Genomic DNA, 24,776 nt, shown 5'->3' on the forward strand with positions numbered 1-24,776 from the left:
CCTGTTCCGTCACGTAGAGGGGACAGGCTCCAGCGTTGCCAAGGATAAAGGCGCCGCTTGAGCTTGGGGTCGAACTCACCAAAGGACTATAACAATGGCTCTCAGTAAAGAAGTGCCGGAGTTTGACATCGACGATGAGGTTCTCCTTATGGAGACCGGCATCGCTACGGATTCGATGTCGAATGATGAAGGGGCTGCTCCACCTTCCGTTCGTGCCAAATCCAAACACTCCGCTTCGCTAAAGCAACACAAGTACATCGACTACACGCGGGCACTTGATGCCACGCAGCTATACCTCAACGAAATTGGCTTTTCCCCGCTGCTCTCCCCGGAAGAAGAAGTTCATTTTGCGCGTCTGTCGCAAAGTGGCGACCCGGCCGGGCGCAAGCGCATGATTGAAAGCAACCTGCGGCTGGTGGTGAAAATCGCCCGGCGTTACGTCAATCGTGGGCTGTCGCTGCTGGACCTGATCGAAGAGGGCAACCTCGGACTGATCCGGGCAGTGGAGAAATTCGATCCTGAGCGCGGCTTCCGCTTTTCGACCTACGCTACCTGGTGGATTCGTCAGACCATCGAGCGCGCAATCATGAATCAGACCCGGACCATCCGGTTGCCGATCCATGTGGTCAAAGAGCTCAACGTGTACCTGCGGGCTGCACGGGAGCTGACCCAAAAACTCGATCACGAACCCTCACCCGAAGAAATCGCCAACCTGCTGGAAAAACCAGTGGCGGAGGTCAAGCGCATGCTCGGCTTGAACGAGCGGGTTTCTTCGGTCGACGTCTCGCTGGGTCCGGATTCGGATAAAACCCTGCTGGACACCCTTACGGATGACCGCCCAACCGATCCATGTGAACTGTTGCAGGATGACGACCTGTCCCAGAGCATCGATCAATGGCTTTCGGAACTGACCGACAAGCAACGCGAAGTGGTGGTACGCCGCTTCGGCCTGCGTGGTCACGAGAGCAGCACACTTGAAGACGTGGGCCTGGAAATTGGCCTGACCCGGGAACGGGTCAGACAGATTCAGGTGGAAGGCCTGAAACGTCTTCGAGAGATTCTCGAAAAGAACGGCCTGTCGAGCGAGTCGCTGTTTCAGTAAGCAACGCGCTTGAGTGACATTAAAAAACCCCGACTGGTTCGGGGTTTTTTAATGCCTGGGAGATGGCTGGCAAGCGCCTCAGGTTTGTAGTTTCGCGCTGTAAGTCTTTGCTTACTCTTTCGTAAGTGTTCGTTATTTTTACAGTGTGGCAGTCGCCCATCTGCTACGTCTGCTCGAGTTATCTAATTGATTTATATGGTTATTAATAAATATTAAAAGCATGTGACAGAGACTTTTGCGGATTGGGGGCGATTGCTCTTGGTGGGGAACTCTCTAGTATCTGAACTGTGTCGACGGACAGACACACCCTTCAAGGATGAGGGGGATGGACATCGCAGGAAGCGATTCATCAGGACGATGAAAAGGAACACAGGGAATAAGGAAAAAATGTGGGCGGGTCAAACCGCCCCTTTTTTTTGCCTGCCGAAAAGCAAAAAGGCCCGCTAGGGGCCTTTTGGGAACGCGGGGGAAATCAGCGTTCGAGGTCTTTGAGCTTGCTACCTACAGATTTGTTGATGACGCGATCAAACTCTTCAGCATCGGGCATCGATTCTTTCTTCTCGGTGATGTTGGGCCAGATTTCGGCCAACTCAACGTTCAGCTGAATGAACTGCTGCATGTCCTCCGGTACTTCATCTTCGGAGAAGATGGCCACGGCAGGGCATTCTGGTTCGCACAGTGCGCAGTCGATGCATTCATCCGGGTGAATCACCAGGAAGTTCGGGCCTTCGTAAAAGCAGTCCACCGGACAGACTTCTACGCAGTCGGTGTACTTGCACTTGATGCAGTTGTCGGTGACGACGAAGGTCATTTCTAATTTTCTCCTCAGGCGGCGGCAGCGGAGCCCCTTCATGTTGGGGTCGCCAGGTTTGGGAGCGATAGTCTGCAGGCCAGGCTATTAGCCTGCAGCATCCCAAACCGCGCGAGATTCTAACAGCTTGCAGGCAAGTGCGTTAGATCCGTGTCTTTAGTGTATAGAGCATTTCTAACGCGCGGCGCGGTGTCATGTCATCCAGATCAAGTTTGGCCAGTTCATCCAGCACCGGATGTGGCAGGCTGGCGAACATATCGCTCTGCTGCGGCGCGGCCGGTTTGCCTTTGGCAGGTTTCGGAACCTCATGGGGCAGGGCAGTCGCTTCCAGTCGGCCGAGGTGTTCGCGAGCACGCACGATCACTTCGCTCGGCACACCGGCCAACTGCGCAACCGCCAGGCCGTAGCTCTGGCTGGCAGGCCCGGGCAGCACATGGTGCAGGAACACGATGCGCTCGTTGTGCTCGGTGGCATTGAGGTGAACGTTGGCCACCAGCGGCTGGGCTTCCGGTAGCACGGTCAGCTCAAAGTAGTGGGTGGCAAACAGCGTATAAGCCCGCAGATGCGCCAGGCGTTCGGCGGCGGCCCAGGCCAGGGACAGGCCGTCGAAAGTACTCGTGCCGCGACCGACTTCGTCCATCAGCACCAGGCTGCGTTCGGTGGCGTTGTGCAGAATGTTCGCGGTTTCGCTCATTTCGACCATGAAGGTCGAGCGCCCGCCGGCCAGGTCATCACTGGAGCCGATCCGGGTGAAGATCCGGTCCACCAGCGACAATTCGCAACTGGCCGCCGGCACGAAACTGCCAATGTGCGCCAGCAGCACGATCAAAGCGGTCTGGCGCATGTAGGTGGATTTACCGCCCATGTTCGGACCGGTGATTACCAGCATGCGCGTATTGTCGTCGAGGCTCAGGTCGTTGGCCACGAACGGCGTGGTCAGCACTTGCTCGACCACCGGGTGGCGACCCTGGGAGATGCGCATGCACGGCTCGTCAACGAAGCGCGGGCAGTTCAGGTCGAGGTTCAGGGCGCGTTCGGCCAGGTTGCTCAGCACGTCCAGTTCGGCCAGTGCAGCGGCGGTGTCCTGCAACGGCGGCAATTGGGCGATCAGGTCTTCGAGCAGCGCTTCGTACAGCATTTTCTCGCGGGCGAGGGCGCGGCTCTTGGCCGACAGCGCCTTGTCCTCGAACGCTTTCAGTTCCGGCGTGATGAAGCGCTCGGCACCTTTGAGCGTCTGGCGGCGGATGTAGTCGGCGGGTGCCGATTCAGCCTGCTTGCTCGGCAATTCGATAAAGTAACCGTGAATGCGGTTGTAACCGACCTTCAGGTGCGACAGGCCGGTGCGAGCCTTCTCCCGTGCTTCCAGATCGATCAGGAACTGCCCGGCGTTTTCGCTCAGTGACTGCAGGTCGTCGAGTTCGCTGTCGTAACCGGTCTTCAACACGCCGCCGTCACGGATCACCGCTGGCGGGTTGTCGATAATGGCTTTTTCCAGCAGCGCCGCGAGTTCCGGGTAGGTGCTGGTGGTCTTCGCCAGTTGAATGATGTGCGGTGCTTCCAGCTCAGTCATCGCCGCTTGCAGCTCAGGCAGCGCACCGAGTGCATCGCGCAGGCGAGCCAGGTCACGAGGACGGGCATTGCGCAGGCCGATCCGCGCCAGAATCCGCTCGATGTCGCCGATTTCCTTGAGCTGCGGTTGCAGTTTTTCGAAACGGTAACCGTCGAGCAGGCAGGTGATCGAAGTCTGGCGCGCCAGCAATACGCTGAGGTCGCGCAGCGGACGGTTCAGCCATCGAGTCAGCAGGCGACTGCCCATGGCCGTCTGGCAGCGGTCGACAACCGATTGCAACGTGTTGTCGCGCCCGCCCGCCAGGTTGGTGTCCAGTTCCAGGTTGCGACGACTCGCGCCGTCCAGCACTACGGTATCGTCCAGACGTTCATGGCGCAGGCTGCGCAAGTGCGGCAGGGCGGTGCGCTGGGTTTCCTTGGCGTAGCTGAGCAGGCAACCGGCGGCGCCGATGGCCAGGGTCAGGTTCTCGCAGCCGAAGCCTTTCAGGTCCTGGGTGGAGAACTGCTGACAAAGACTTTTCAGTGCCGAGTCGCGCTCGAAATCCCACGGCGCACGGCGACGAACCCCACGGCGTTTTTCCGCCGGCAGATCCTTTGGCCAGTCATCCGGAATCATCAGCTCTACCGGATTGACCCGTTCCAGTTCCGCCAGCAGGTTTTCCCAGCCTTTGATTTCCAGCACGGTGAAGTTGCCGCTGGTGATGTCCAGCACCGCCAGACCGAACAGACGTTCGTCACCCAGCACCGCCGCGATCAGGTTGTCCCGACGCTCATCCAGCAGCGCTTCATCACTGACCGTACCCGGCGTGATGATCCGCACCACCTGACGATCCACCGGACCCTTGCTGGTGGCCGGATCGCCGACCTGCTCACAAATCACCACAGATTCGCCGAGCTTCACCAGTTTCGCAAGGTAACCTTCGGCGGCGTGGTAAGGAATCCCACACATCGGAATCGCTTGACCGGCCGACTGCCCACGGGCGGTCAGGGTGATGTCCAGCAACTTGGCGGCCTTCTTCGCGTCTTCGTAGAAGATCTCGTAGAAGTCGCCCATGCGGTAGAACATCAGCTGGTCGGGGTGCTGGTTCTTCAGGCGCCAGTATTGCTGCATCATCGGGGTGTGGCTGGATAAATCTGAAATAGCTTTATTCATCAGTGGCTTAGCGTTAATTGTTCAAAAGTGTGGGGCAAAAATGGGGCTTTTTGGTTTGCTTTTGGATGCCTGACCAGATGTGTAAAAGCTCGGTCGGCGACTCGTCGTCCATCCACTTGGCGTACACCTCGACCAGCATGGTGAAGTCTTTGTGGCCCATTTGCTTTGCAATGAACGCAAGGTTACCACGGGCGGTTAAGCACCAGCAGGCGTAGGTGTGTCGAGTCTGGTATGGGCGGCGAGGGCGAATCCCCGATCGCTTTTGGATGGCTGCCCACTTAGTGTTCCATGACGTGGGGATAAACCATTGGTTGATGATTTTTTTCCGGGCTTGTGTGGTTGGGGACAGTAGCGGGGTGACTGTTTCGAGGCGGCTTTCGTGGCGGTTCATGTACACCTCGATCTCGCGCGGTGCGTGATCGGCCACCAAACCCAGTAGAATTTTGCAGGCCTCGACAGCTGGCGGCATCAAAAGTACTGCGCGCGGTTTGCCGGTCTTGGGCACTTTGAATGTGCCGTCCGCAGTGATGGCCCGGGTGATGTTGATCTGGCCAGCGATCAGGTCGACGTCCTCGACGGCTAATGCGCACATCTCCCCAGGGCGAATGCCGGTGTAAACCGCTAGCGTGATCGCGGCTGAGTCCTGCGGGTGTAGGCAGCCTTTACTGAGCAGCTGTTCAAACTCGCCTTTGGTCAATGGGTCCGGTTCGCGCCCGATCATCGCGAATCGAATGCAGGCGGTGGACAGCCCTTTGCGGCAGTAGCTGTTGTTCTCGCACCACGCCAAGAAGCCGGCGAACGTAGCCAGGTAATGGTTCGCTGTGGAAGGTGCTCGGGTCGAAATCAGTTGTGTTCTGAGTAGCTGGATATCTTCGGGTAAAAGGATGCCTGCCAACCGATCTGGCCCTAATAGTTCGGTGCAGATATCAAGCGCGTATCCGTATTTTTCTTCGGTCATCGGGGTTATGTCGACGGCCTTTAGTGGTTTGTAGCGGGCCATCAGCATGGCCAGCCGTTCGTCCTTTACGTTGCTGTAGTTAGTCGCGTTCTTCGAATTGGGAAAGTGTCGGGTGTAATCGAAGTGTCCTGTTTTTATCTCATGAATTATTGCCGCCCTGAGAAGGGCGGCATGTTTGATGTTGGCTTTGGTAACCGGAAGGCCGAGGGATTCGCGGCAGCGGACTCGCCTCCACATGAACACGACGCGAATGTTTCCGCCGTGTAATTCGATCCCTTTGTGTTTGGCCAGCTCGGCTTCTAGGCCGCTTCCTGAGGTGCGCTCTCGGCCCACTTGTCGTACTCCGTCATGTTGATTGCGATGCGCCCGTCTGGCGTTTTGCGCCAGATACGGCCCTGTGCCCATGTTCCGTTCTTCACTTTGTGGCGTATGGCGTCTTCGCTGTAGCCAGTGAGTTCGGATGGCTACGTGCGCATTCAGCGCTCGATCACCACCTACCAGAAAAACGCTTACGGCCAAGCGGACAACTCATACCTGGACAGCGAGACCATGCATCAGTCGGCGTTCATCATCCGGCGCATGCAGAGCGTGATCACCAGCAAGTACGGTCGCCACAAGCTGGCCAGCGACGGTACGCGCTTCGGTGCCGGCCAGCCGATCGTCACGCCGAGCACCATTCGTGGCGAGCTGATCGCGCAGTACGCCAAGCTCGAGCAAGAAGGTCATGTGGAAAACGCTGACCTGTTCGCCGAGCACCTGGTGGTGGAGCGCGACAGCAACGACCCGAGCCGCGTGAACGTGTTGTTCCCGCCGGACTACATCAACGGCCTGCGTATTTTTGCGTTGCTCAACCAGTTCCGCCTCCAGTACAACGCCGCCGCGTAACGCTGACCACGATCACCAAGCCCGCCGCGAGCGGGCTTTTTCATTCTGGAGATACAACCCATGGGCAAAAAAGTAGCGGGCACGGCGTACATCAAGGTGGACGGAATGCAGCTAACCGTCACCGGTGGCGCCGAAGCGCCGTTGATGGATAAAAAACGGGAGACGGTTTATCCGGGCTTCTACAAGGAAGAAGAGCTCGCGCCTTATCTGAAGATGACCGCCATCCACGATCCGGCTCTGTCGATCAAGACGCTGACCGAAGGCACGGATATGACGGTCACCTGTGAATTCAACAACGGCAAGGTCTACGTGCTTTCGGGGGCGTACCTGGTCGACGAGCCGACGTCGAAAGGCGATGACGGCACCATTGAACTGCAATTCGACGGCATAAAAGGGGTGTGGCAATGACAGGCGCAGTAAAACTTCAGGCGGCCATTGAGGCGCACGGCGAGCCACTGACTGAGCTGACGTTGCGTCGGCCGACCGTACAGGAAGTGCGCGCCATCAAGGCGCTGCCGTATCGGATCGACAAGAACGAAGAGGTCGGACTCGACATGGATGTGGCCGCCAAATATATCGCGGTCTGTGCAGGCATCCCGCCGTCGTCGGTCAACCAGCTGGACTTGGCTGACCTCAACGCGCTGAGCTGGGCGGTCGCCGGTTTTTTCATGAGTGCGGCGTCGGCTCCATCAACGACCTGATTTCAGTCGCCTACGACCTGGCCTGGTTCTGGAAGGTTGACCCCGAACAGATGATGGCCAGGCCACTGGATGCGCTCACGGAATGCCTTGAGCACGCCCAACGCATTAACGAACTTCAGCAGGTGCAGTGATGGCGGACAAGTTCCAGCTAAAGGCGTTGATCACCGGCGTCGACAAGCTGTCGCCGACACTGACCGGGATCCGCAAGAACGTTGCGGGTTTCCGAAAACAGATGAACAGCACAGGCCTTGGCAACATCGGCTTCAAGGATATGTTGCAAGGCGGCGCCTTTGCGGCGCCGTTCATTGCTGGTGCCCGTGCTGCCATGGAATTTGAAACGTCCATGGCTGACGTGAAGAAGGTGGTTACCTTCGACACACCCGAACAGTTCAAGCAGATGGGGCAGGACGTGCTTGATATGTCGGAGAAAATGCCGATGGCGGCGAGCGGCATCGCCGCCATCGTTGCCGCCGGAGGTCAGGCTGGTTTTGCCCGTGGTGAGCTGAAGCAGTTCGCCGAAGACGCGGTGAAGATGGGCATCGCCTTCGATCAGACAGCCGACCAGTCCGGCGACATGATGGCCAAGTGGCGGACATCATTCAAAATGACCCAGCCCGAAGTTGTGACCCTGGCTGACAAGATCAACTACCTGAGCAACATCGGCCCTTCGTCGGCCGCGCAGATCTCCGACATCGTGACCCGCATCGGTTCGTTGGGTGGCATCGCCGGCCTGTCGGCGGGGCAAGTTGCCGCGATGGGTGCAACGCTTGCGGGCGTGGGCGTGCCAAGTGAAGTGGCAGCGACCGGCATGAAAAACTTCATGCTGTCGCTGACCAAGGGCAGTGCGGCCACCAAGGAACAATCGCAGGCTTTCAAGTCGCTGCGGTTGGACGTCAAGCAAGTTTCGAAGAGCATGCAAAAGGATGCCCAGGGCACTATCGAAGACGTGCTGGAGCGCATCGCCAAGGTCGATCCGGCGAAGCAGGCCGGGTTACTGACGCAGCTGTTCGGTACGGAGTCGGTGTCCGCTATCGCGCCACTGCTAACCAACCTCGATCTGTTGAAGTCCAGCTTCGGCGCCGTAGGCAAGGAAGGAAAATTTGCGGGATCGATGGAGGCGGAATACACGGCGCGGTCGGCGACCACTGCCAACTCCATGCAGCTGCTGACCAACAAAGTCACTCGCTTGGGTGTCGCTGTGGGTTCCGGTCTCCTGCCGCCGTTCAATGCTTTCATGGACCAGATCGGCCCGGCCATTTCCCAAATGTCCTCGCTTGCCGCTGAACACCCTGGCGTTATCCGCGGCGTGTTGGGTGCCGGCGTTGCCTTCGGTGTGCTGCGAGTCGCGGTGATGGGCGCCGTGGTGGCAACCAAGATCCTCAGTGCCGTCACCGCTATGTCACCGATCGGGATAATCGTTCGAGGTATCGCGCTCGCGGCCGGCCTGTTGATTGCCAACTGGGCGACCGTTGCGCCGTACTTCGAGGCGATCTGGGAAAAGATCAAAGGTCCGGCCATGATCCTGTGGGGCTGGTTTAAGCAGGCCTTTGCATTCTCCCCGATCGGGCTGGTGATCGAAAACTGGGGGCCGTTGACTGAGTTGTTCTCGGCGCTTTGGGATGTTCTTGTCGCTGTCTCCACACCGGTAATGGATTTTCTCGGGCGTATGTTTGAGTGGACGCCGCTCGGGATGATTGCGAAGAACTGGGCACCCATCACTGAGTGGTTCCAGAAGCTATGGGCGAAATTGAAACCGATTATCGAGCCGATGATGAAGTACTTCGGCGGTGGCGAAGGTGGAGAAGGCATCATCAAAACCGCCACCAACAAGGCCAACGAGTTCGCCGAAGAACAGCGCGTGCGCAACGCGGGGCCAGGTGGCGGTGATGGTGCGTTTGTTGAGGCCGGCGCTGTAGAGGGTGCTCAGCGTTATCAGCGGATGATGAAAAACGCGGCGGGCATCCCGAGCACTGACAAGTTGTTGAGTCGGCCGAATCTGGCCAACCAATCCAGCGGTCTGCTTCAACAGGCGTCTGGTAACCAGGCGCCGAAGCTCAATGGTGAGATCACCATCAACATCCCCGGCGCTCCTCCCGGCACCACCGTCGATCAAGCGAAAACCAATCAGCCGGGCCTGAGCATCAAGCCCAGTGTCGGTACCCGAACCATCGGTGTTATGAGGCCCAACTAATGACAGCGACGTGGCGTGATAAGTTGTTGCCGGCTTCGTTCCGGGGGATCAGCTTCTTGATCCCTCAGACTTCGGTGCCGGTGGGAATGAAGGGACAACTGCACGAGTTCCCGCAGCGGGACACCCCGTTCTTTGAGCAGCTGGGCAAGCAGTCCCAAGTGCACAAGATGACGGCGTGGATCATCGGTGATGACTGTTTCGAGCGCCGAGACAAATTGATCGAGGCGCTGAACACACCGGGTGGCGGCGAGCTGGTCCACCCCTGGCTCGGAAAAATGCAGGTCAAGGCGGGCGAGTGCGATATGTCCCACGACTTCGTGGGCGGTGGCATGGTCAGTTTTGAGCTGACGTTCTATCCGGACGTGCCATTGAAGACGCCGGCGGCAAAGGTCAACACCCAGGCGCAGGTGGTGAATTCGTCCGAAAGCCTGCTGACGTCTTCGCTCAATCGGTACAAGACCGCCATGGGCACAGTGAATCAAGCGCGGCTCGGGTTGCTACAAATGCGCAACAGCCTTACGAATGTGTTCTCTGTTATTCAGCAGCAGTTCGCACCGTTCGTGAGTGTCTTTACGGATGTCACGGGTTTCGCGCAGTCACTGATGAACTCCCCGGGTTCTTTGTCCTCACTCTTTTCCAGCTACTTCAGCAGCTTTTCTGGCTTCGATTTTTTCAGCTCGGGTTCAAGTGGTCGGTCCAGCTCGGGCAGGAACGTCGGCACCAGCTCGGGAAATGATGGCGGCGGTTACCGCGGGGCAGTCGCCGAAGCCAGCCAGCAGACGGAGGCGGTCAGCAGCATCAACACCGTCAGTTCAATCGGTGGCACCGATGCGATCACTGCATCGCAGGCCACCGCGAACCTGGTTCAGGATTCAACCCTGGTGCAGATCGGTCTGATCGTGAGTGAGATGCCGGTCGCCCCACAACCAGAGTCGATAGGTTCCATGCCTTCCGTTGAGCAACAGGCGCTCCAGCCCATTGTGCGGCCCGACGTACCGGTGGCTGACGATGTGATCGAGCTTCGGGACAACCTCAATGAGGCCATTCATGAAGCATCGCTGAAGGCTGATCCTGAGCACTATCTGGCGCTGAACAATTTTCGGCAGACGGTGGTGAAGCACCTGACGGCCGTCGCGCAATCCGGGGTTAAGTTGGTCGACATCACACCGCCTGAAACCTTGTCGGCACTGGTGCTGGCATACAGACGCTTCGGCGATGCAACGCGTTCGCCGGAGGTGGTGCAACGCAACCGCATTCAGCACCCGGGCTTTGTGCCGGCGGTACCCATCAAAATCGCCCAGAGGTAACCAATGTCTGATGACCAAAATGCGGTCAGCCTCACGGTTGGCGGTATGGATTACTTCGGCTGGAAATCGGTGGAAATCACCGCGGGGCTCGAAGATCAAGCCCGCTCTTTCAATGTGTCGTTGACCTGGAAGTGGCCGGGGCAAGTGCAAAACGTACCGATTCGGCAGGGCGACAAGTGCCAGGTGAAAATCGGTAATGACCTGGTGCTGACTGCGTGGGTGTTTGCGACACCGGTCAGCTACGACGATAAGCAAATCACCAAGACGATCAGCGGGAGATCATTGACGGCGGACCTGGTGGACTGCGCGGCAGTCAACAAGCCTGGCCAATGGAACAACCAGGCGGTGCTGGCCATCGTCAAAGCGTTGGCTGCGCCCTATAGCATCACGGTGAACAGTGAGATCCCCGAAGGCGGAAAACTTTCTGACCACACCATCGAGCCGGGCGAGACGGCTTTCGCCTCCATTGACCGGTTGCTGACATTGTTCCGGGTGTTCTCCACGGACGACGCGCGCGGCGCAGCCGTGCTTGCCAGTCCAGGCAGTGGTGGTCGGACCTTCGATGCGATTGAGGTGGGTAAGAACGTCAAGACCGGCGATGCGCCGCTCGATTTTTCCGGGGTGTTTTCCGAGTACCAGGTGCTGGGCCAGAAGAGTGGTACCGACGATGAATTCGGGCCGGATGCTGCTGAGGTTTCGGCCAGCGCTGCTGACGATCGCACCACGCGCAAGCGGGTGATGATCATTCAGGAGTCCGGCCAGGTGACCAACGAGCTGGCCCAGTCGCGAGCCAACTGGGAGCGCAGCAGCCGAATGGGGAAGGCGCTGACGGTGACTTATGTGGTTCAGGGCTGGCGTCAATCCAATGGCCAGCTTTGGCGTCACAACACGGTCGTCAGGGTGATCGACCCCATCATTGGCATGGACCGGGACATGTTGATCTCGCGCATCACCTACACGCTGAGTGAGCAGGGGATGCTCACCAAATTGGAGGTGGGGCCGCCTGAGGGTTTCGAGCCTGAGCCGAAGGATCCGCATGGCAAAAGGAAAGTGAAGAAGGGCGGCAAGGGCGACAACTTCGAATACCTGATCCCCGCTGACTACGAGCCAAAAAAATGAACATGAAAAATATGCTCGCCCGCGGAACGGTGGTGCTGGTCAATGCCTCCAAAAAGCTCCAAGGCCTGCAGGTCCGCCTCACCGCTGGTGAGCTCAAGGATGGCGCCGAACACTTCGAACCTTACGGTTTCACCAGCAACCCACTGCCCGGCGCCGAGGTGCTGGCTGCGTTTATCGGGGGGGATCGATCTCATGCGGTGGTGCTGGTGGCGGCTGATCGCCGGTACCGCATTCAGGCAATGGCGTCTGGCGAGGTCGCCATCTACACCGACGAAGGCGACTACATCCACTTCAAGCGCGGCCGGATCATCGACATAGAGACGCAAACCCTGAACATCAAGGCCACGACAGCGGTGAACATTGATTCGCCGGTGATCAACCAGACCGGGGAAATCGTTTCGCAGGGCGATCAGGTCGCAGGTGGGGTCAGCCAAATTAATCATATTCACGGTGGTGTCCAGGCTGGTAGTGGCCAGAGCGGCGTCCCTGTCGCGGGAGGTTGAGCATGGTCATCCCTTCCGACGTTGAAGCTGCTCTGATTAGGGCCGTGATCATCAGCCTGTATACCTGGCGCCGGGCTGAAACAGATGACCCCGTTGATGACGACGAGCGTTTCGGTTGGTGGGGCGACAGTTACCCGCCGATCACGGATGACCGCATTGGCTCCCGCCTGTGGCTATTACGCCGGGTGAAGTTGACACCACAAACCCAGCGCGATGCCGAAGCCTACGCGCACGAAGCCCTGCAATGGTTGCTGGACGATGGTCATGTCATCGATATCTCCATCGCCAGCGAGAAGGTGGATATCAACCGTCTGAACCTAATTCCGACGCTGACCATCACCGGCGGTACGCGGCTTGAAATCAAACAACCCTCTTCATGGCAGGTGATCTATGCCGTTTGAAACGCCTTCGCTACCTGTCTTGATCGGCCGTACCCAGGGTGACTTGGCCTCTGACTCGCTGCGCCGTTCTGATGCGCAGGTGCTGGCCAGAACCCTGGGCGGCACGGCTTTTGGTTTATACGGCTACCTCGACTGGATCGTTGAGCAAATCCTGCCCGATCGGGCGGACGAAGAAACGCTGGAGCGGGTCGCTTTGTTGCGCCTGAATCAGCCGCGCAACCCCGCCCAGCCAGCAGAAGGCCCGGTCAGTTTTACCGCCGCGGCGGGGGCAGTGCTTGATGTTGATGTCGTGTTGCAGGCCGGTGATGGTCGCACCTATAAGGTGACGACTGGTGTCACCACGTCGGCAGGACTCAACACCACCACAATTGAGGCGGTCGACGCTGGCACTCTGGGCAACGCTGATCCCGGTCTGACGTTAAGCCTGGTTCAGCCGGTGGCAGGCGTCACCAACACTTTCACAGTGTTGGCCCCGGGGTTGACCGGCGGAATTGCCATAGAAAGTGTTGAGTCGTTGCGGGCGCGGGTGGTTCGCTCCTATCGCGTAATCCCCCACGGCGGCTCTGCTGCCGACTATGAAACTTGGGCAGTCGAAGTGCCCGGCGTAACTCGTGCCTGGTGCCGGGGCAGCTACATGGGGCCAGGCACCGTTGGCCTGTTCGTTATGCGTGACGGCGATGTAGATCCTGTTCCTAATCCGACGCAGCTTGCAGAGGTAAAAGCCTACATCGAACCACTGCGGCCGGTTACGGCAGAGCTTTATGTACTTGCACCCATCAGAGTTCCGGTCCCCTACACCATCCACGCTGTGCCGGACACCAGCGCAGTTCGTGCTGGCATTCAGGCCCAGTTGATAGATCTGCACGAGCGTGAAGCAGGACTGGGAGAAACCTTACTCATAAGCCACATCCGCGAAGCCATCAGCGGTTCGTCAGGGGAGACCGACCACCAACTCACTGTGCCATCGGCCAACGTTGTTCCCGCCACCAATCAACTGCTGACATTTGGGGGTATCACATGGCTGTAGCAAGAACGGCCGATCAGTACCGGCAACAGCTTCGCGGGCTACTACCCCAAGGCCCGGCCTGGGATCCAGAACTTGTGCCTGAGGTCGAGTTGGTTCTTGCTGGTGTATCCCTTGAATTCTCCCGGCTAGATGCCCGTGCCGTTGATCTGCTCAATGAAATGGACCCATCAGGCGTCAGTGAGCTGGTACCTGACTGGGAGTCTGTCATGGGGCTCCCAGATGCTTGCCTCGGCCCGAACCCTGCTTTCGAAGATCGACGCCTTGCGGTTCGCCGGCGGCTGGTAGAAGTCGGTGGCCAGAACCCGGAGTACTTCATTGATATTGCCGTCAGCCAGGGTTACCCCGGCGCCTCAATCACAGAGCATCGAGCGCCGCGCATGGGTCGCTCGCGGTTCGGCTTGGCACATTTTGGCGGTTGGTCCGCGCAGTTCATGTGGACTCTAAACACCGGGGGGCGGCAGTTGAAGGGCCGTCGTTTTGGCGCGAGCTATTGGGGGGAACGCTTTGGGGCCAACCCGGGTGATGCAATTGAATGCTTGATACGGCGCCCCGCGCCCGCGCACACCATCGTGCGAATCAACTATGACTAAGGAGTAGCCGCGTGGATTTTCCTAAAACAGTTCCAAGTATCGGTTTGGTTGCTGGTCGGTTTGTCGATGAGAATACCTTGACTGGCACCCCGGGGTCTTTGATCCCGTCTGCTTGGGGTAACGCAGTAACTGATGAAATACTGGCAGTCATTACGGCGGCCGGGCTTGTGCCAACAGAAAACCTTAACAACCAGTTGTTGGCCGCTGCAAGGAAGCTTGCGCCGGGTGTGACCGGTTCAATGCGCAATGCCCGTATGTCCATTCCGACTGCCGCTGGCGCCCCCACATTTACTGCCGATGAAATCATTGTCAGTACTGCTGTTGGTGGTCTGAACTACAAACTTTCCGGCTTCAATAAGGTCATCAACGGTGGCTCCACCGGCGTTGGAGGTATGGACGTCGGAATGTCTCCAGTCAGTGGGTTTGTCGCAATCTATGCTATCTACAATCCGACCGCACCCTTGTCGGCAACCAACCCTGCATTGCTTGGGGTAAACGCAACGGCCGCGGCTCAACCGGAAGTCTATGGTGGCGCGAACATGCCGGCCGGTTATACGGCCTCGGCTCTGGTGAGTGTTTGGCCGACCACACCAGGAACCGCCTTTGCAGCCGGCTATCAGGCTGACCGCACCGTCAGCTTTGGCGGCAAAAGCGTTCTGTCAGGAGGCACTGCCGTCACCGCGACCGCCACTTCTATCGCAAGTGCTGTTCCGCGAAATGCCAAAACGTGTGCGGGCTATGCAATCAACAACGCAGCCAACGGCGTCATCCAAATCGGTGGTGACGTCAGTTATATCGGTGGTGGCCTCGTAGGTGTCGGCAACGTATCCCCGGCCACAGCACCGATCTGGGGATGGTTTGCAACACCGATCATCACGCCACAGACGATCTACTACGCGGCAACACAAGCCGCATCTCAAAACGGCGTTATCTGGCTTTCGTCGTATACGTTTTGATTGGGGGTGAGGAATGAGCGTCATACACGTGCAGTTTGCAGACGAGACGGAAGCGGTTGTGATGACAGTTTTCGGATGCGTTCAAGGCCCGGAGATTCCAAATCAAGGAGAAATCGATGAAGAAGACCCGAGATACCTATCGTTCTTGGAGTCGCGGTTGCCGAGCGCAAAAGACAGTGCAGAAAGTTCGCTCCTAGAAAAGCTGCGCTATGCCGAGTTGAACATCGCGCCGCTTCGATATGCCGACGAGCTCGGTGAGTCGAACGATGAGGACCAGGTGCAACTGCTTACATGGAAAAAATATGCCGTTGCCTTGATTCGCGTCCGTACCCAGGCAGGATTTCCCCAGATAATCGAATGGCCAGTTGCACCGGCGTAATTGTGGCGAACTCACACGCGCTATGGATAAGCAGCCCCTCCTGGCTTACCATCGGCGACTTTATTTGAAATTAGTCGTCTGGTGGTGAGCGTGCTCATGGATAACCGCGTTTCCCGCGCAAGGAGAAAATTCTTGCAAATACTAGGATTGGGAGTTGGCGCAATAAGTGTGGATGCTGTGGCACGCGGCAACACTAGTCATGGCAACGCAGCGCCGTCAAATCGAGTCAATATCATTGAAGAAGGCGGTATTGACGATGATGCTTCGGATAATACATCCGTCTTCATGAAAATATTTCGGAACAATCCGAATGGATGCATCATCGAAATGCCACGCTCTTCGCACGGTGTTTATTTCATATCTGGCAATAACCATTTTACCGATATCGGGAAATTCGTATTGGATCCTGGTGTGGGTGTTTCGATCAGATTCGATGATTGGGAATGCTTTCTTGCAGGAGACGGAGCCAGAACAACAGCTCCTCTTTCCATAAGATATGACTCGCTTAGATATACATTCACTCTTGGGCCTGAGGCGTACAAGAGCAATGTAGAAAAGTCCTTTTTCATGAGCCCGCTGCTCGGCGAGGCTGAGATTCCTGAGTCGCTCGATGCGTCTCGTTTTTTCAACCAGACAGTCAATCTCACGAATGGTGACCTCAACTTTTCTACACCAGTTCTCGCGTCAAAAGACCTCGTCATGTTTTCCGGCGTTCCGGTGGCTGGGTTTAATCTGACCACTGCGCCGGTTCGACCTGGGCATGAAATTCATGGCTGCTTTGACACAGCCACGTTCTGCGGCCTGGTGGCGGCAGCGGTTGTCACGGATGAGGGCTGGTGCATCGCCTATCAACACACCGCGGGCGGCCCGATAGGCATTGCGACAAAGAGTGGCTCACAACCAGTCAGCTTCTCCAAGCCGATCATCTACCCCATGCAGGAAAGGAAGGAATACTTCGCCAAGAACGCCACCGTAGGCGTCAGGGTGCATTCCGCCAAGATGTTTTCCGTAGTGTTCAACGGGCTGGAAGTGGCGCGGGTGAAAAATGCGGGCGGAAACATCACTTATGCTGGGTGGGCCGTAGGCAATCAAACCGCCGCTGGTGCAACCTCGTTGATCGCTCCGTATCGTGTGATCGGCAAGAATTCCATGGGTTCGAGCCCGCTGAAAATTGTTGTATGCGGGGATTCAACCACTACCGACGCGGTTGCAGGTGCCTGGCCTGGTCACATGCGGAGATTCCTCACGGGGATGTCCGGTGTCCAGATCATGGAGCTCAAAAACCTCGCAGTGGCTGGTGATATTTCGTCACAGCAAAAGGACCTGCTTCTCGCGACGGACATAGAAGGTTATGACTACTGCCTGATTCAGCTTGGCATTAATGATATTCAGATTTCTAACTACATCACTGCGTATGTTGCTGAGATCGAGGCGATGGTCAGTTATTGCCAGAGCAAGGGCGTAACGCCAATAGTTGGTCTTCCGACATATTGGTATGGAAGAGCTGACGCCTTGCCGTACGGGAACATGGGACAGGACGCTCTCCAGTCCGAGAAGGGCGCCCCATTCCGAAACTATTTGATGCGTCGTCTGGCAGATCTGGGTGTGCAGGGAACGACGCTTGCCATTCAGGATCAAGGCGCTGTAATGGCCGACTTCCTGGCTCGCTCAAGTAATGACCCGATTGTAGTCGACAACATCCATCCTGGTGCCTACGCGAGAATGTTGACGGGATTTGCGTGGGCGAAAGCCTTGGCCGGCGCCATATCACCGAAGGTGTCGAAAGACACGCCGCCAAAGACGGTGAACGCAAACTGGCTTTACAAGGGGTTTGGCTCAGCAGCCAAGCCGGTCTATTCGATTCAGGGAGATCACTTCTCGCTTTCCGACTGTTTGTCATACAGCGGGCTAAGGCTAGTCGATGGATCAAACATAATGGCGGTGCCGGCGGCATTCGCCACCAGATGGCAAAAGCTCATACCGGTCACTTGGCAGAAAGCAACAGGCGAGATCGGCGGGGTAGTGCACATCCTTGCGGGTGTAGATGGATCCTTCAAAATTTTCGACTCTCCCTATGAGGGCAGCTATTACATCAATCTGAGTGCAATTTCCTATCAAATTGCAGAATAAGAAAAGCCCGGCATCAGCCGGGCTTTTTGTTTATTGCCTCAGGGTATCAAGATGCCCGGAGCATTGATCTTCGCCCACTCCACGAATACCTCTGCGAGCTTACCGCTCGCGAATTCAGAGAAGTGACTGTATTCGTCTCGGAAAAGCGGCATATGGTCGATGACCAATTTGCAGCTCTTATCGTCGCAATAAAGTTGGTTTGGATCAAAGAACTTCGCATCTGGATGGCGTTGAGTAACGCTATCAACCAATGGCTGGAAACTCTGGTGAATTTCATCAAGTTTCGCGCGATCTAGTTCGCAGGCAATGAGAGGTGCCTTCAGTGGGCGCGGGAAGCAACCTTTTATCTCAAACTGCGCTCTGACGTGGGGATAGAAGACGATCACTTTTACGCCGCGTCGCTCCAACTGGTCGATGTATTCATTGAGCACTTCAATGTTTTCCGCGTCCACATTCGGCCGCAGACCACTGAAAATCACGTACTTCACCGTGCCAGATTCATCGATGACCTTGTCGGCTAGATCCCTTTGGTGCTTCACCCGATTTCCTGCGCAAGGATTTTTGTCTACCGGGATACTTTCCTCCGGCAGCACCGGCTGAGATGGATCGCAAGATCCCATCGAGACGATGTTGTTTTTGCTTATGGCCGGATTGGAGGCAATCCCAGCGTACAAGTGATTCGCGAAGCTGGTGCCCAAAATCAAGAGCGTCGGTTTCTGATCGTTGTTTGCCATGCAGAACCACCAGAGGTAGTCAGACGACTCCTTCAGTGGGTACTTGTTGAGGCAGATATCATTTTTCATGTACTTCCACAGCGGCCCGACAAACTGCGAGTTGACTCGCTCAGCGTCCTTGATCAGGGCGCGATTGGGCAGGCCAGCATGGCTGTAGGTGAGGTATCCAGCAACGCCGGTGACCACCATAAAACTAATCAGCACAGCGGTTTTTTTGGTCCCACGGCCACCCGTGCGAAGTGGACGCTCAACGAAGCGGTAGGTGAGCCAGGAAAGCACAATGGCCAGCAAAACGGCGAGACAGCGGACCGTGACAGACGGCACTGCGCTTTCAATAATTCGCGCGAACGTCAGCAACGGCCAGTGCCAAAGGTATAGCGGGAAGCTGATAAGGCCGAACCACACGAAGATGCGGTTCGACAGAATGACCCTGTTGAACCATGCATTCGGTCCAGCAGCGATAATCAACCCCGCTCCAGCGGTCGGCAGAATCGCCCACCAACCGGGGAATTTGTCGGCTTTGGTGATGACCGCAAATGCTACTGCCAGGCAGGCTACCCCGATGACTGACTGTATATTTCTCAGAACCAGGCTGCTTTCGGCCCTCCAATTCGGAAATACCTTGTCCTTGTGCATGGTCACATAGGCCAGGAACGACCCGACCAGCAGCTCCCAAAACCGAGTTTGCGGTGAGTAGAATGTTCCGACAGCGTCTGATTGAATGAACGCAATATTCAATGCAAAAGAGATCGCTGCCGTGATAACTACGAGCAGTAGAGCGTTCAGTCTGACTTTCCATGCTGCCCACAGGAGCAGAGGCCAAATCAGATAGAACTGCTCTTCAATCCCAAGGGACCACAAGTGCAAAAGAAGCTTCGTCTCCGCAGTATTGTCGAAGTATCCAGCCTCTCCCAACAATACGAAGTTTGAGAGAAATAACGATCCTCCGGCGATATGTTTCCCCAACTGCATATATTCATCTGCAAGTAGGGTGAACCAACCGAACACCCAACTTGCGGCCAAAACTAACAGTAGCGCGGGGAAGATTCGATTGACTCGACGGCTGTAGAACTCGCCGAAGCTGAAGCTGTTTTTCTCAAGACTGCCGAAAATGATGCTTGAGATTAAGTATCCAGAAATAACGAAAAAAACATCAACGCCAACGAACCCACCATGAATTATGGATGGAAACGCATGGAAGGCGACCACTGAAAGCACGGCAAGTGCGCGAAGGCCGTCAATATCCGGTCGATATTTCGGGTGGCTCAGGTGTTTATCAATCGCTGGCATTGCCGCGGCAGATGTGGAAGTCATTGTTGTGTGCGGCTCCATGTGACAAAAGCCCATGCTGGGCGCCGCGTATCCTACCAGTACATCCGACCATTACCGCCATTGGGCGGTTTTTTTTCGCTTGGAGAAAAGTGATGACCGAAAACGAAAAGGACCGTGATGTTTTGGCTCGAACGCTGTGGGGGGAGGCACGCGGCGAATCGCTGGCCGGCCAGATCGCGGTGGCCTGGACCATCCGCAACCGCGTGAACGATGGCAAGGCCAGGTCGTGGTGGGGAGAGGGCTACGCCGGCGTTTGCCAGAAGCCGTACCAGTTCAGCTGTTGGAATCGGAACGACCCGAACTACGTCTACCTGTCGGGCGCGAAGCCGATGCCGTTACGCGAGTTTGCCCAGGCACAGATCGCAGCTGATCAGGTGATGGCCGGCAAGGTGTCGGATCCTACCGGTGGCGCGACGCATTACCACGCGATCGCCATGAAGAAGGCGCCGGCCTGGGCGAGTAAGGCCAAGCAGACCGTGGTTATCGGCGGTCACGTCTTCTTCAAGGATGTGCCGTGATGACGCCGGTGCAGAAGCTGCTCGGTGTGCTGGCGTTGGTCGTGATGCTGATGGCCGGCAGCGCGGCAGTCGCCTGGCAGGTTCAGGGCTGGCGCTACGGCAAGCAGATCGCCGAACAGGCTGGCCTGCATCAGGACGACTTGACCTCCATCAACAATGCGGCCGCCGCCCAGGTGCGCGCCGATCAGGATAAGCGCCTGGCGCTCGAGCAGCGCCTGTCGGTCAGCGACCATGTCCACCACAAGGAACTAACAGATGCTCAAACCAATCAGGCTCGCCTGCGCGATCGCCTTGCCACTTCTGATTTGCGGCTGTCAGTCCTTCTCGACGCCGCGGATTCAGCTAGTGGCTGCACAGTGCCAGCCGGTACCACCGCCAGCGGCGTGGTTCATGGAGGATCGCGCGGCCGACTTGACCCGGCGCATGCTCAACGAATTATCGGAATCACCGACACCGGCGACCAAGGACTGATTGCATTGGCTGCGTGCCAATCCTACGTGCGAGAAGTATCGCGCAGATGAGGGAAGGGGCTATCGAATGGTTTCTCCCCGGATAGCTCGCGGACCCTGAGGGTGAGTTCGCTGATGTGCCTGCTGTTGGCCATCAGCTCCCAGTTGCTTTTCGTCTCAATTTCGGTGGCTCTGCGGTTTGAATCTGCGAGGTCGGCCTTGGCCTTCAGTAGTTCAGCACGCAGCGCCACGCATTCTTTAGCGGCATCAGCGTGCATCTGCACCAGCCCGAAGATGTCTTCGCGGGCTTTACGCAGATGCAGGGTCAGTTCCTGCACCTCATTTTCGGTCACGCGTAGGAAGTAGCGACAGGTCTCAAGCTCAGTTGGGCAGCCAAGCCAATCGCTGGTGTCTTCTATTTCGTACGGGTCCATGTTGTTGCCTTGCTTGAGCTGTTTGTATATACAGTATTCGGCCGGACCTAATACTGGCTACAGTGAGGCGACGACCTGTATTCACATTCAGCGCGGAGGGCTGGCCATGGGTAAGCATTCAGAGTACCGAGAATCCAAGATCAGGGACCGAGCCAAAGAGCTTGCCGATGAGCAGGGCATTTCTTTCGAGGATGCATTGATCGTTGTGAAGGAGAGGAGGGCGGTAACCATGAAAGCGCTGAAGCGATCGGTAAAAACCGACCAGGTACTGCCAGATGAGGAGGCGGCGACACCGTTCACTAAGCTGAAAGAGCATTGCCATGGTGGTAGCCGACCATTGCAGGGAGGGTTGCCTGGTCAGGGTAAGCGATCTTGATGGGGCAAAAATGGGGCAAACCGTATGCCAACCAATGCCCTTAAATGCCAAGCCAACGTTATTCCGTACTTGTCAAATAAGCCCTACACCCCTTGTAGTTCGAGGGTGTAGGGCTTATTTGCGTTAGTACTCCAGCACAATCGGGGTGTGAGAGGACAGATCGGACAGTGCTTTATTCATCGGATATCAGGCAAATTCGTTGAAAGGTGTAGGGCAAAGGAGGGACATCGGCCCGGCTTTTCCGCGATGGGCGCAAGGTTAACATGCGCGGTCTGCCGGGCGCAGGCATGAAAGCCCTGCTGCACATTTCTGCTGTTTATGCATGTTCTATGCAAATCAGCATTTGTCTTCCGAAAAAAGATCAAGCACTATGCCCGTTATGCAAAAACGCAATGTTTCTACCGTCCTAAGAGCGCTGCTCGATCAGCGCGGGATCTCCCCCACGGAGCTTCACCGTCGCACCGGCGTGCCTCAATCCACTCTCTCGCGGATCCTCAGCGGGAAGATCGTCGATCCTTCGGATAAACACATCTCGAAGATCGCCGAGTACTTCGCTGTGAGCACCGATCAGTTGCGGGGGCGCGCGGATGTCGCTGCCACCGTCAATGCCGGGCGCGATCAATTGCATTCCGAACTCAAGGACATAAGTCTGTGGGACGACGACACGCCCGTCGATGACGACGAGGTGTCGGTCCCCTTTCTTCGCGAGGTTGAATTGGCTGCTGGATCAGGAAGATTCGTCATCGAAGAGAGCGAGCGCTCTAGCCTGCGCTTCGGAAAGCGCAGCTTGCGCCATAACGGTGTGCAGTTCGATCAGGCCAAATGCGTGACGGTGCGCGGCAACAGTATGTTGCCGGTGCTGCGCGATGGCGCCACCGTTGGCGTGAATGCGGGTAAGTGCGGGATTGGCGACATCGTCGATGGTGACCTGTACGCCATCAATCACAACGGTCAGTTACGTGTGAAACAGCTTTACCGTTTGCCCACCGGTATTCGCCTGCGCAGCTTCAATCGCGATGAACACCCGGACGAGGACTACACCTTCCAGGAAGTCCAGGAAGAGCAAATCGTCATCCTGGGTCACGTCTTCTGGTGGGGCATGTACGCCCGCTAACCTCACCTCTCTGCATTAAAACCCGCCTCCGAGCGGGTTTTTTTTCGCCTGCCACAAACCGTCAGCGCCTTTGTCTGCGGGGCTTTCATGCGTCAGTGCATTCCTCGCGCATAAATAAATGCATTAATGCATTGACTGTATATGCATCCATGCATATTCTTTGTCTCAAGCCGCTCAACAAAGCAGCTCGAAACGAAGCTCTTTAGTCCCATCACAAAGGCAGCGATGAACCGGCCTCAACGGTTCAGAGGGTTGGCAACTGACCCGGGTGTGCAGCGTAAAGCACCAGAAGCAGTTATCCGGCGGGCAGGGACCGCGGTCGGAAAAACAATTTGAATGGATCCGTACCGCGCCAGTAGCGCCGAAAGATCAACGCGAAGGACCGCATTACTGAAAAGCCCGGCACACCACCGGGCTTTTTGGAATGCCTACCTACCGTCAGGCACCCCAAGAGACACCGTTTGAAAGAACCACACATCACTCATCAATCACCCCGGGAGGCGTGACATGACAAACGAGCAACAAGCGTTGCTGGACATGCCGATCTGGCTTGTCATCGTCCTCGCCCTGGTGGGCGGGGTGTCCGGCGAAATGTGGCGTGCCGACAAGGACGGTGCCCGCGGCTGGTCACTGCTGCGGCGTCTGGCCTTGCGTTCCGGGGCCTGCGTGATCTGCGGGGTCTCGGCCATCATGCTGCTGTATGCCGCCGGCGTGTCGATCTGGGCCGCTTGCGCATTTGGCTGCCTGACGGCGATGGCCGGGGCGGACGTTGCCATCGGTCTTTACGAGCGCTGGGCGGCCAAGCGGATTGGTGTTTGCGAAGTGCCGCCGCGCGATTCTCGCTCTGATCGACAGTGAGCAGGCCTCGTTGATCTTCGCATCGCTAAAAAGAAAAGGAGGCCATTAATGCCCACCATCATCGAAAAGCCTTCGCAGCTGGTTTACGCCGTCTCCGAGGCGCTGCGCACTGCCATTGCAGGTTTGAAAGTAACCCGTCATCAAGACTTCGACAGTACGGTCGATTCCGACTGGGTTCTGATTGCACTGGAGCACGACGCCCCCGGTGACCGTGGCAATGACGGACGCATTGCTCATGCAATGACCGTTTCGTTGCAGGTCGTGTCGCCCATCTCCGCGCTGGCTGCCTGCGACCTGGGCAGCCAGTTGAAAAACCTGATCACTGACAACCGCTGGAAATTGCCCGGCGATCAATGCGATTTGCCGATGAACATCGATGGCATTGCATCCACATTCATCAGCGGTGCCCGGGAGTACGCCACCTGGACCGTTTCCTTCACCCAGACCTTGTACCTCGGCCCATTAATGCTGGACGACCCGTTGGGCACTCCGAAATTCGCCCGTACCTGGGAGGTGTCGGACATCGACGATCCAGGCCAGTACCAGCCACTCGAGGAGTAATCCATGTTCGACGCACTGTTCAACCAGCAACTGGGCCCGATCATCGAGCGTCTGGCCGAAATGGAAACCGAGATTGAAGACCTGCATCGGCGTACCGACAGTCTCTGCCGCATTGGCGTGTGCGAGGTAGTCGATGCGGCCAGCAACACGTGCAGGGTCCGCCACGGGGAGTTGTTGACCCCTGCCATCAGGTTTTTCAACCCGAGTGCCGGGGCGCAAAGCGAGTCGCGTATTCCCTCTGTGGGTGAACAGTGCGTGTTGCTGAACCATGGCGGCGGCGACAGCGGCGGTCAGTCCGTCGCGTTGTTCGGCCTCAATGGTGGCCAGTTTCCGCCGGTCTCAACGCAGGCTTCGCTGACGCGTCGCCGCTATCAGGACGGCACCGAAAGTGGTTACGACGACGTCAGTCATGCCCTGCGCTGGCAAAACGGCCCGGCCACATTCACCGGCACTCGCGAATCGCTCGAACTGAGCATCGGCCCGGCCCGGTGGGTCATGACGCCCGAGGCGATCCAACTGCAACTGGGCGCGACCGGCTTACTGCTCGACGCATCCGGTGTGCACCTGAGCGGCCCCTTGGTGGATCACCAGGGGCGAGTCATTAGCACTGCATAAAGA

At 57.2% G+C, this 24,776-nt stretch carries 26 protein-coding genes and 1 pseudogene; 21 read left to right on the top strand and 6 right to left on the bottom strand.

All coding sequences use genetic code 11. The features are described from left to right. Positions 1-94 precede the first annotated feature (94 nt). Positions 95-1,102, top strand: coding sequence for an RNA polymerase sigma factor RpoS (rpoS, locus tag ACA051_RS06305; protein WP_010462770.1), 1,008 nt, complete (start codon positions 95-97; stop codon positions 1,100-1,102). 472 nt (positions 1,103-1,574) lie between these two features. On the opposite strand, the gene fdxA is transcribed toward rpoS, so the two are convergent. The 4 genes from fdxA to ACA051_RS06325 all read right to left on the bottom strand — a co-directional run bounded on the left by fdxA (position 1,575) and on the right by ACA051_RS06325 (position 6,012). Further along, positions 1,575-1,913 (bottom strand): ferredoxin FdxA, encoded by a 339-nt coding sequence (gene fdxA, locus ACA051_RS06310; protein WP_219096772.1) that lies wholly within the window; start codon positions 1,911-1,913, stop codon positions 1,575-1,577. Between the two features lie 142 nt (positions 1,914-2,055). Next, entirely contained in the window at positions 2,056-4,623 is a 2,568-nt protein-coding gene (mutS, locus tag ACA051_RS06315; protein ID WP_497310547.1) for a DNA mismatch repair protein MutS, read from the bottom strand. Between the two features lie 25 nt (positions 4,624-4,648). Beyond that, positions 4,649-5,926, bottom strand: a complete 1,278-nt coding sequence (locus ACA051_RS06320; RefSeq protein WP_497373970.1) for a site-specific integrase — start codon at positions 5,924-5,926, stop codon at positions 4,649-4,651. Beyond that, the gene (locus ACA051_RS06325; protein ID WP_497373972.1) at positions 5,893-6,012 is read right to left on the bottom strand and encodes a hypothetical protein; all 120 of its coding nucleotides are present in this window, start codon (positions 6,010-6,012) and stop codon (positions 5,893-5,895) included. The genes ACA051_RS06320 and ACA051_RS06325 overlap by 34 nt, the downstream gene beginning before the upstream one ends. Positions 6,013-6,055: 43 nt before the next feature. Here ACA051_RS06325 and ACA051_RS06330 point away from each other — a divergent pair. The 13 genes and pseudogenes from ACA051_RS06330 to ACA051_RS06390 all read left to right on the top strand — a co-directional run. Then, positions 6,056-6,478 (top strand): annotated as a pseudogene (locus tag ACA051_RS06330) (phage tail sheath C-terminal domain-containing protein); the annotation flags it as partial. A gap of 60 nt (positions 6,479-6,538) precedes the next feature. Further along, on the top strand, positions 6,539-6,886 hold the full coding sequence (locus tag ACA051_RS06335; RefSeq protein WP_493146802.1) for a phage tail tube protein: 348 nt from the start codon (positions 6,539-6,541) through the stop codon (positions 6,884-6,886). Then, a complete protein-coding gene (locus ACA051_RS06340; RefSeq protein ID WP_497373974.1) occupies positions 6,883-7,179 on the top strand; it encodes a phage tail assembly protein in 297 nt (98 codons plus the stop codon). Before ACA051_RS06335 ends, ACA051_RS06340 begins: the two co-directional genes overlap by 4 nt. A 130-nt stretch (positions 7,180-7,309) precedes the next feature. After that, positions 7,310-9,370, top strand: coding sequence for a phage tail tape measure protein (locus tag ACA051_RS06345; protein ID WP_497373976.1), 2,061 nt, complete (start codon positions 7,310-7,312; stop codon positions 9,368-9,370). Further along, the gene (locus ACA051_RS06350) at positions 9,370-10,677 is read left to right on the top strand and encodes a DNA circularization protein (RefSeq protein ID WP_497373978.1); all 1,308 of its coding nucleotides are present in this window, start codon (positions 9,370-9,372) and stop codon (positions 10,675-10,677) included. The genes ACA051_RS06345 and ACA051_RS06350 overlap by 1 nt, the downstream gene beginning before the upstream one ends. A gap of 3 nt (positions 10,678-10,680) precedes the next feature. Beyond that, positions 10,681-11,796 carry a phage baseplate assembly protein gene (locus ACA051_RS06355; protein WP_497373980.1) on the top strand — a complete coding sequence of 372 codons (1,116 nt, stop codon included), beginning with the start codon at positions 10,681-10,683 and terminating at the stop codon, positions 11,794-11,796. Further along, positions 11,793-12,299, top strand: coding sequence for a phage baseplate assembly protein V (locus ACA051_RS06360; RefSeq protein ID WP_497373982.1), 507 nt, complete (start codon positions 11,793-11,795; stop codon positions 12,297-12,299). The genes ACA051_RS06355 and ACA051_RS06360 overlap by 4 nt, the downstream gene beginning before the upstream one ends. A gap of 2 nt (positions 12,300-12,301) precedes the next feature. Then, positions 12,302-12,700: a phage GP46 family protein gene (locus ACA051_RS06365; RefSeq protein ID WP_497373984.1), complete on the top strand. Its 399-nt coding sequence runs from the start codon at positions 12,302-12,304 to the stop codon at positions 12,698-12,700. Next, positions 12,690-13,727: a baseplate J/gp47 family protein gene (locus ACA051_RS06370; protein WP_497373986.1), complete on the top strand. Its 1,038-nt coding sequence runs from the start codon at positions 12,690-12,692 to the stop codon at positions 13,725-13,727. The genes ACA051_RS06365 and ACA051_RS06370 overlap by 11 nt, the downstream gene beginning before the upstream one ends. Next, positions 13,718-14,317 carry a YmfQ family protein gene (locus ACA051_RS06375; RefSeq protein ID WP_497373988.1) on the top strand — a complete coding sequence of 200 codons (600 nt, stop codon included), beginning with the start codon at positions 13,718-13,720 and terminating at the stop codon, positions 14,315-14,317. Before ACA051_RS06370 ends, ACA051_RS06375 begins: the two co-directional genes overlap by 10 nt. 11 nt (positions 14,318-14,328) lie before the next feature. After that, positions 14,329-15,273, top strand: a complete 945-nt coding sequence (locus ACA051_RS06380; RefSeq protein WP_497373990.1) for a hypothetical protein — start codon at positions 14,329-14,331, stop codon at positions 15,271-15,273. Positions 15,274-15,286: 13 nt separating this feature from the next. After that, positions 15,287-15,652 carry a tail fiber assembly protein gene (locus ACA051_RS06385; RefSeq protein WP_497373992.1) on the top strand — a complete coding sequence of 122 codons (366 nt, stop codon included), beginning with the start codon at positions 15,287-15,289 and terminating at the stop codon, positions 15,650-15,652. Positions 15,653-15,748: 96 nt separating this feature from the next. Then, on the top strand, positions 15,749-17,782 hold the full coding sequence (locus tag ACA051_RS06390; RefSeq protein WP_497373994.1) for an SGNH/GDSL hydrolase family protein: 2,034 nt from the start codon (positions 15,749-15,751) through the stop codon (positions 17,780-17,782). 38 nt (positions 17,783-17,820) lie between these two features. Here the strand turns inward: ACA051_RS06390 and ACA051_RS06395 are convergent, their stop codons facing one another. Then, positions 17,821-19,830 carry an acyltransferase family protein gene (locus tag ACA051_RS06395; RefSeq protein ID WP_497373996.1) on the bottom strand — a complete coding sequence of 670 codons (2,010 nt, stop codon included), beginning with the start codon at positions 19,828-19,830 and terminating at the stop codon, positions 17,821-17,823. Between the two features lie 110 nt (positions 19,831-19,940). Here ACA051_RS06395 and ACA051_RS06400 point away from each other — a divergent pair, with 110 nt between their 5' ends. Next, the gene (locus ACA051_RS06400; RefSeq protein WP_497373998.1) at positions 19,941-20,366 is read left to right on the top strand and encodes a cell wall hydrolase; all 426 of its coding nucleotides are present in this window, start codon (positions 19,941-19,943) and stop codon (positions 20,364-20,366) included. Further along, positions 20,366-20,887, top strand: coding sequence for a lysis system i-spanin subunit Rz (locus ACA051_RS06405; RefSeq protein ID WP_497374000.1), 522 nt, complete (start codon positions 20,366-20,368; stop codon positions 20,885-20,887). The genes ACA051_RS06400 and ACA051_RS06405 overlap by 1 nt, the downstream gene beginning before the upstream one ends. Here the strand turns inward: ACA051_RS06405 and ACA051_RS06410 are convergent. After that, positions 20,860-21,249: a hypothetical protein gene (locus ACA051_RS06410; RefSeq protein WP_497374002.1), complete on the bottom strand. Its 390-nt coding sequence runs from the start codon at positions 21,247-21,249 to the stop codon at positions 20,860-20,862. The genes ACA051_RS06405 and ACA051_RS06410 overlap by 28 nt on opposite strands. Before the next feature lie 106 nt (positions 21,250-21,355). Here ACA051_RS06410 and ACA051_RS06415 point away from each other — a divergent pair, with 106 nt between their 5' ends. The 5 genes from ACA051_RS06415 to ACA051_RS06435 all read left to right on the top strand — a co-directional run bounded on the left by ACA051_RS06415 (position 21,356) and on the right by ACA051_RS06435 (position 24,773). Continuing rightward, the gene (locus tag ACA051_RS06415; protein WP_497374004.1) at positions 21,356-21,625 is read left to right on the top strand and encodes a hypothetical protein; all 270 of its coding nucleotides are present in this window, start codon (positions 21,356-21,358) and stop codon (positions 21,623-21,625) included. A gap of 379 nt (positions 21,626-22,004) precedes the next feature. Beyond that, positions 22,005-22,739, top strand: a complete 735-nt coding sequence (locus ACA051_RS06420) for a LexA family transcriptional regulator (protein ID WP_497375517.1) — start codon at positions 22,005-22,007, stop codon at positions 22,737-22,739. Between the two features lie 507 nt (positions 22,740-23,246). Next, a complete protein-coding gene (locus ACA051_RS06425; protein WP_497374005.1) occupies positions 23,247-23,597 on the top strand; it encodes a phage holin family protein in 351 nt (116 codons plus the stop codon). Positions 23,598-23,645: 48 nt separating this feature from the next. After that, the gene (locus tag ACA051_RS06430) at positions 23,646-24,158 is read left to right on the top strand and encodes a hypothetical protein (RefSeq protein ID WP_497374007.1); all 513 of its coding nucleotides are present in this window, start codon (positions 23,646-23,648) and stop codon (positions 24,156-24,158) included. A 3-nt stretch (positions 24,159-24,161) separates the two neighbouring features. Next, on the top strand, positions 24,162-24,773 hold the full coding sequence (locus tag ACA051_RS06435; RefSeq protein WP_497374009.1) for a phage baseplate assembly protein V: 612 nt from the start codon (positions 24,162-24,164) through the stop codon (positions 24,771-24,773). Positions 24,774-24,776: the final 3 nt, after the last annotated feature.

This window comes from Pseudomonas sp. LBUM1669 (genome assembly GCF_059695705.1).

Excerpts from the sequence above, each read along its gene's own strand:
- rpoS (WP_010462770.1), top strand. The coding sequence starts at position 95 with ATGGCTCTCAGTAAAGAAGTGCCGGAGTTTGACATCGACGATGAGGTT.
- ACA051_RS06345 (WP_497373976.1), top strand. The coding sequence starts at position 7,310 with ATGGCGGACAAGTTCCAGCTAAAGGCGTTGATCACCGGCGTCGACAAG.
- ACA051_RS06375 (WP_497373988.1), top strand. The coding sequence starts at position 13,718 with ATGGCTGTAGCAAGAACGGCCGATCAGTACCGGCAACAGCTTCGCGGG.
- ACA051_RS06420 (WP_497375517.1), top strand. The coding sequence starts at position 22,005 with ATGCAAAAACGCAATGTTTCTACCGTCCTAAGAGCGCTGCTCGATCAG.
- ACA051_RS06350 (WP_497373978.1), top strand. The coding sequence starts at position 9,370 with ATGACAGCGACGTGGCGTGATAAGTTGTTGCCGGCTTCGTTCCGGGGG.
- ACA051_RS06435 (WP_497374009.1), top strand. The coding sequence starts at position 24,162 with ATGTTCGACGCACTGTTCAACCAGCAACTGGGCCCGATCATCGAGCGT.
- ACA051_RS06400 (WP_497373998.1), top strand. The coding sequence starts at position 19,941 with ATGACCGAAAACGAAAAGGACCGTGATGTTTTGGCTCGAACGCTGTGG.
- ACA051_RS06430 (WP_497374007.1), top strand. The coding sequence starts at position 23,646 with ATGCCCACCATCATCGAAAAGCCTTCGCAGCTGGTTTACGCCGTCTCC.
- fdxA (WP_219096772.1), bottom strand. The coding sequence starts at position 1,913 with ATGACCTTCGTCGTCACCGACAACTGCATCAAGTGCAAGTACACCGAC.
- ACA051_RS06390 (WP_497373994.1), top strand. The coding sequence starts at position 15,749 with ATGGATAACCGCGTTTCCCGCGCAAGGAGAAAATTCTTGCAAATACTA.
- ACA051_RS06410 (WP_497374002.1), bottom strand. The coding sequence starts at position 21,249 with ATGGACCCGTACGAAATAGAAGACACCAGCGATTGGCTTGGCTGCCCA.
- ACA051_RS06415 (WP_497374004.1), top strand. The coding sequence starts at position 21,356 with ATGGGTAAGCATTCAGAGTACCGAGAATCCAAGATCAGGGACCGAGCC.
- ACA051_RS06405 (WP_497374000.1), top strand. The coding sequence starts at position 20,366 with ATGACGCCGGTGCAGAAGCTGCTCGGTGTGCTGGCGTTGGTCGTGATG.
- ACA051_RS06385 (WP_497373992.1), top strand. The coding sequence starts at position 15,287 with ATGAGCGTCATACACGTGCAGTTTGCAGACGAGACGGAAGCGGTTGTG.
- ACA051_RS06340 (WP_497373974.1), top strand. The coding sequence starts at position 6,883 with ATGACAGGCGCAGTAAAACTTCAGGCGGCCATTGAGGCGCACGGCGAG.
- ACA051_RS06355 (WP_497373980.1), top strand. The coding sequence starts at position 10,681 with ATGTCTGATGACCAAAATGCGGTCAGCCTCACGGTTGGCGGTATGGAT.
- ACA051_RS06365 (WP_497373984.1), top strand. The coding sequence starts at position 12,302 with ATGGTCATCCCTTCCGACGTTGAAGCTGCTCTGATTAGGGCCGTGATC.
- ACA051_RS06370 (WP_497373986.1), top strand. The coding sequence starts at position 12,690 with ATGCCGTTTGAAACGCCTTCGCTACCTGTCTTGATCGGCCGTACCCAG.
- ACA051_RS06395 (WP_497373996.1), bottom strand. The coding sequence starts at position 19,830 with ATGACTTCCACATCTGCCGCGGCAATGCCAGCGATTGATAAACACCTG.
- ACA051_RS06335 (WP_493146802.1), top strand. The coding sequence starts at position 6,539 with ATGGGCAAAAAAGTAGCGGGCACGGCGTACATCAAGGTGGACGGAATG.
- ACA051_RS06360 (WP_497373982.1), top strand. The coding sequence starts at position 11,793 with ATGAACATGAAAAATATGCTCGCCCGCGGAACGGTGGTGCTGGTCAAT.
- ACA051_RS06425 (WP_497374005.1), top strand. The coding sequence starts at position 23,247 with ATGACAAACGAGCAACAAGCGTTGCTGGACATGCCGATCTGGCTTGTC.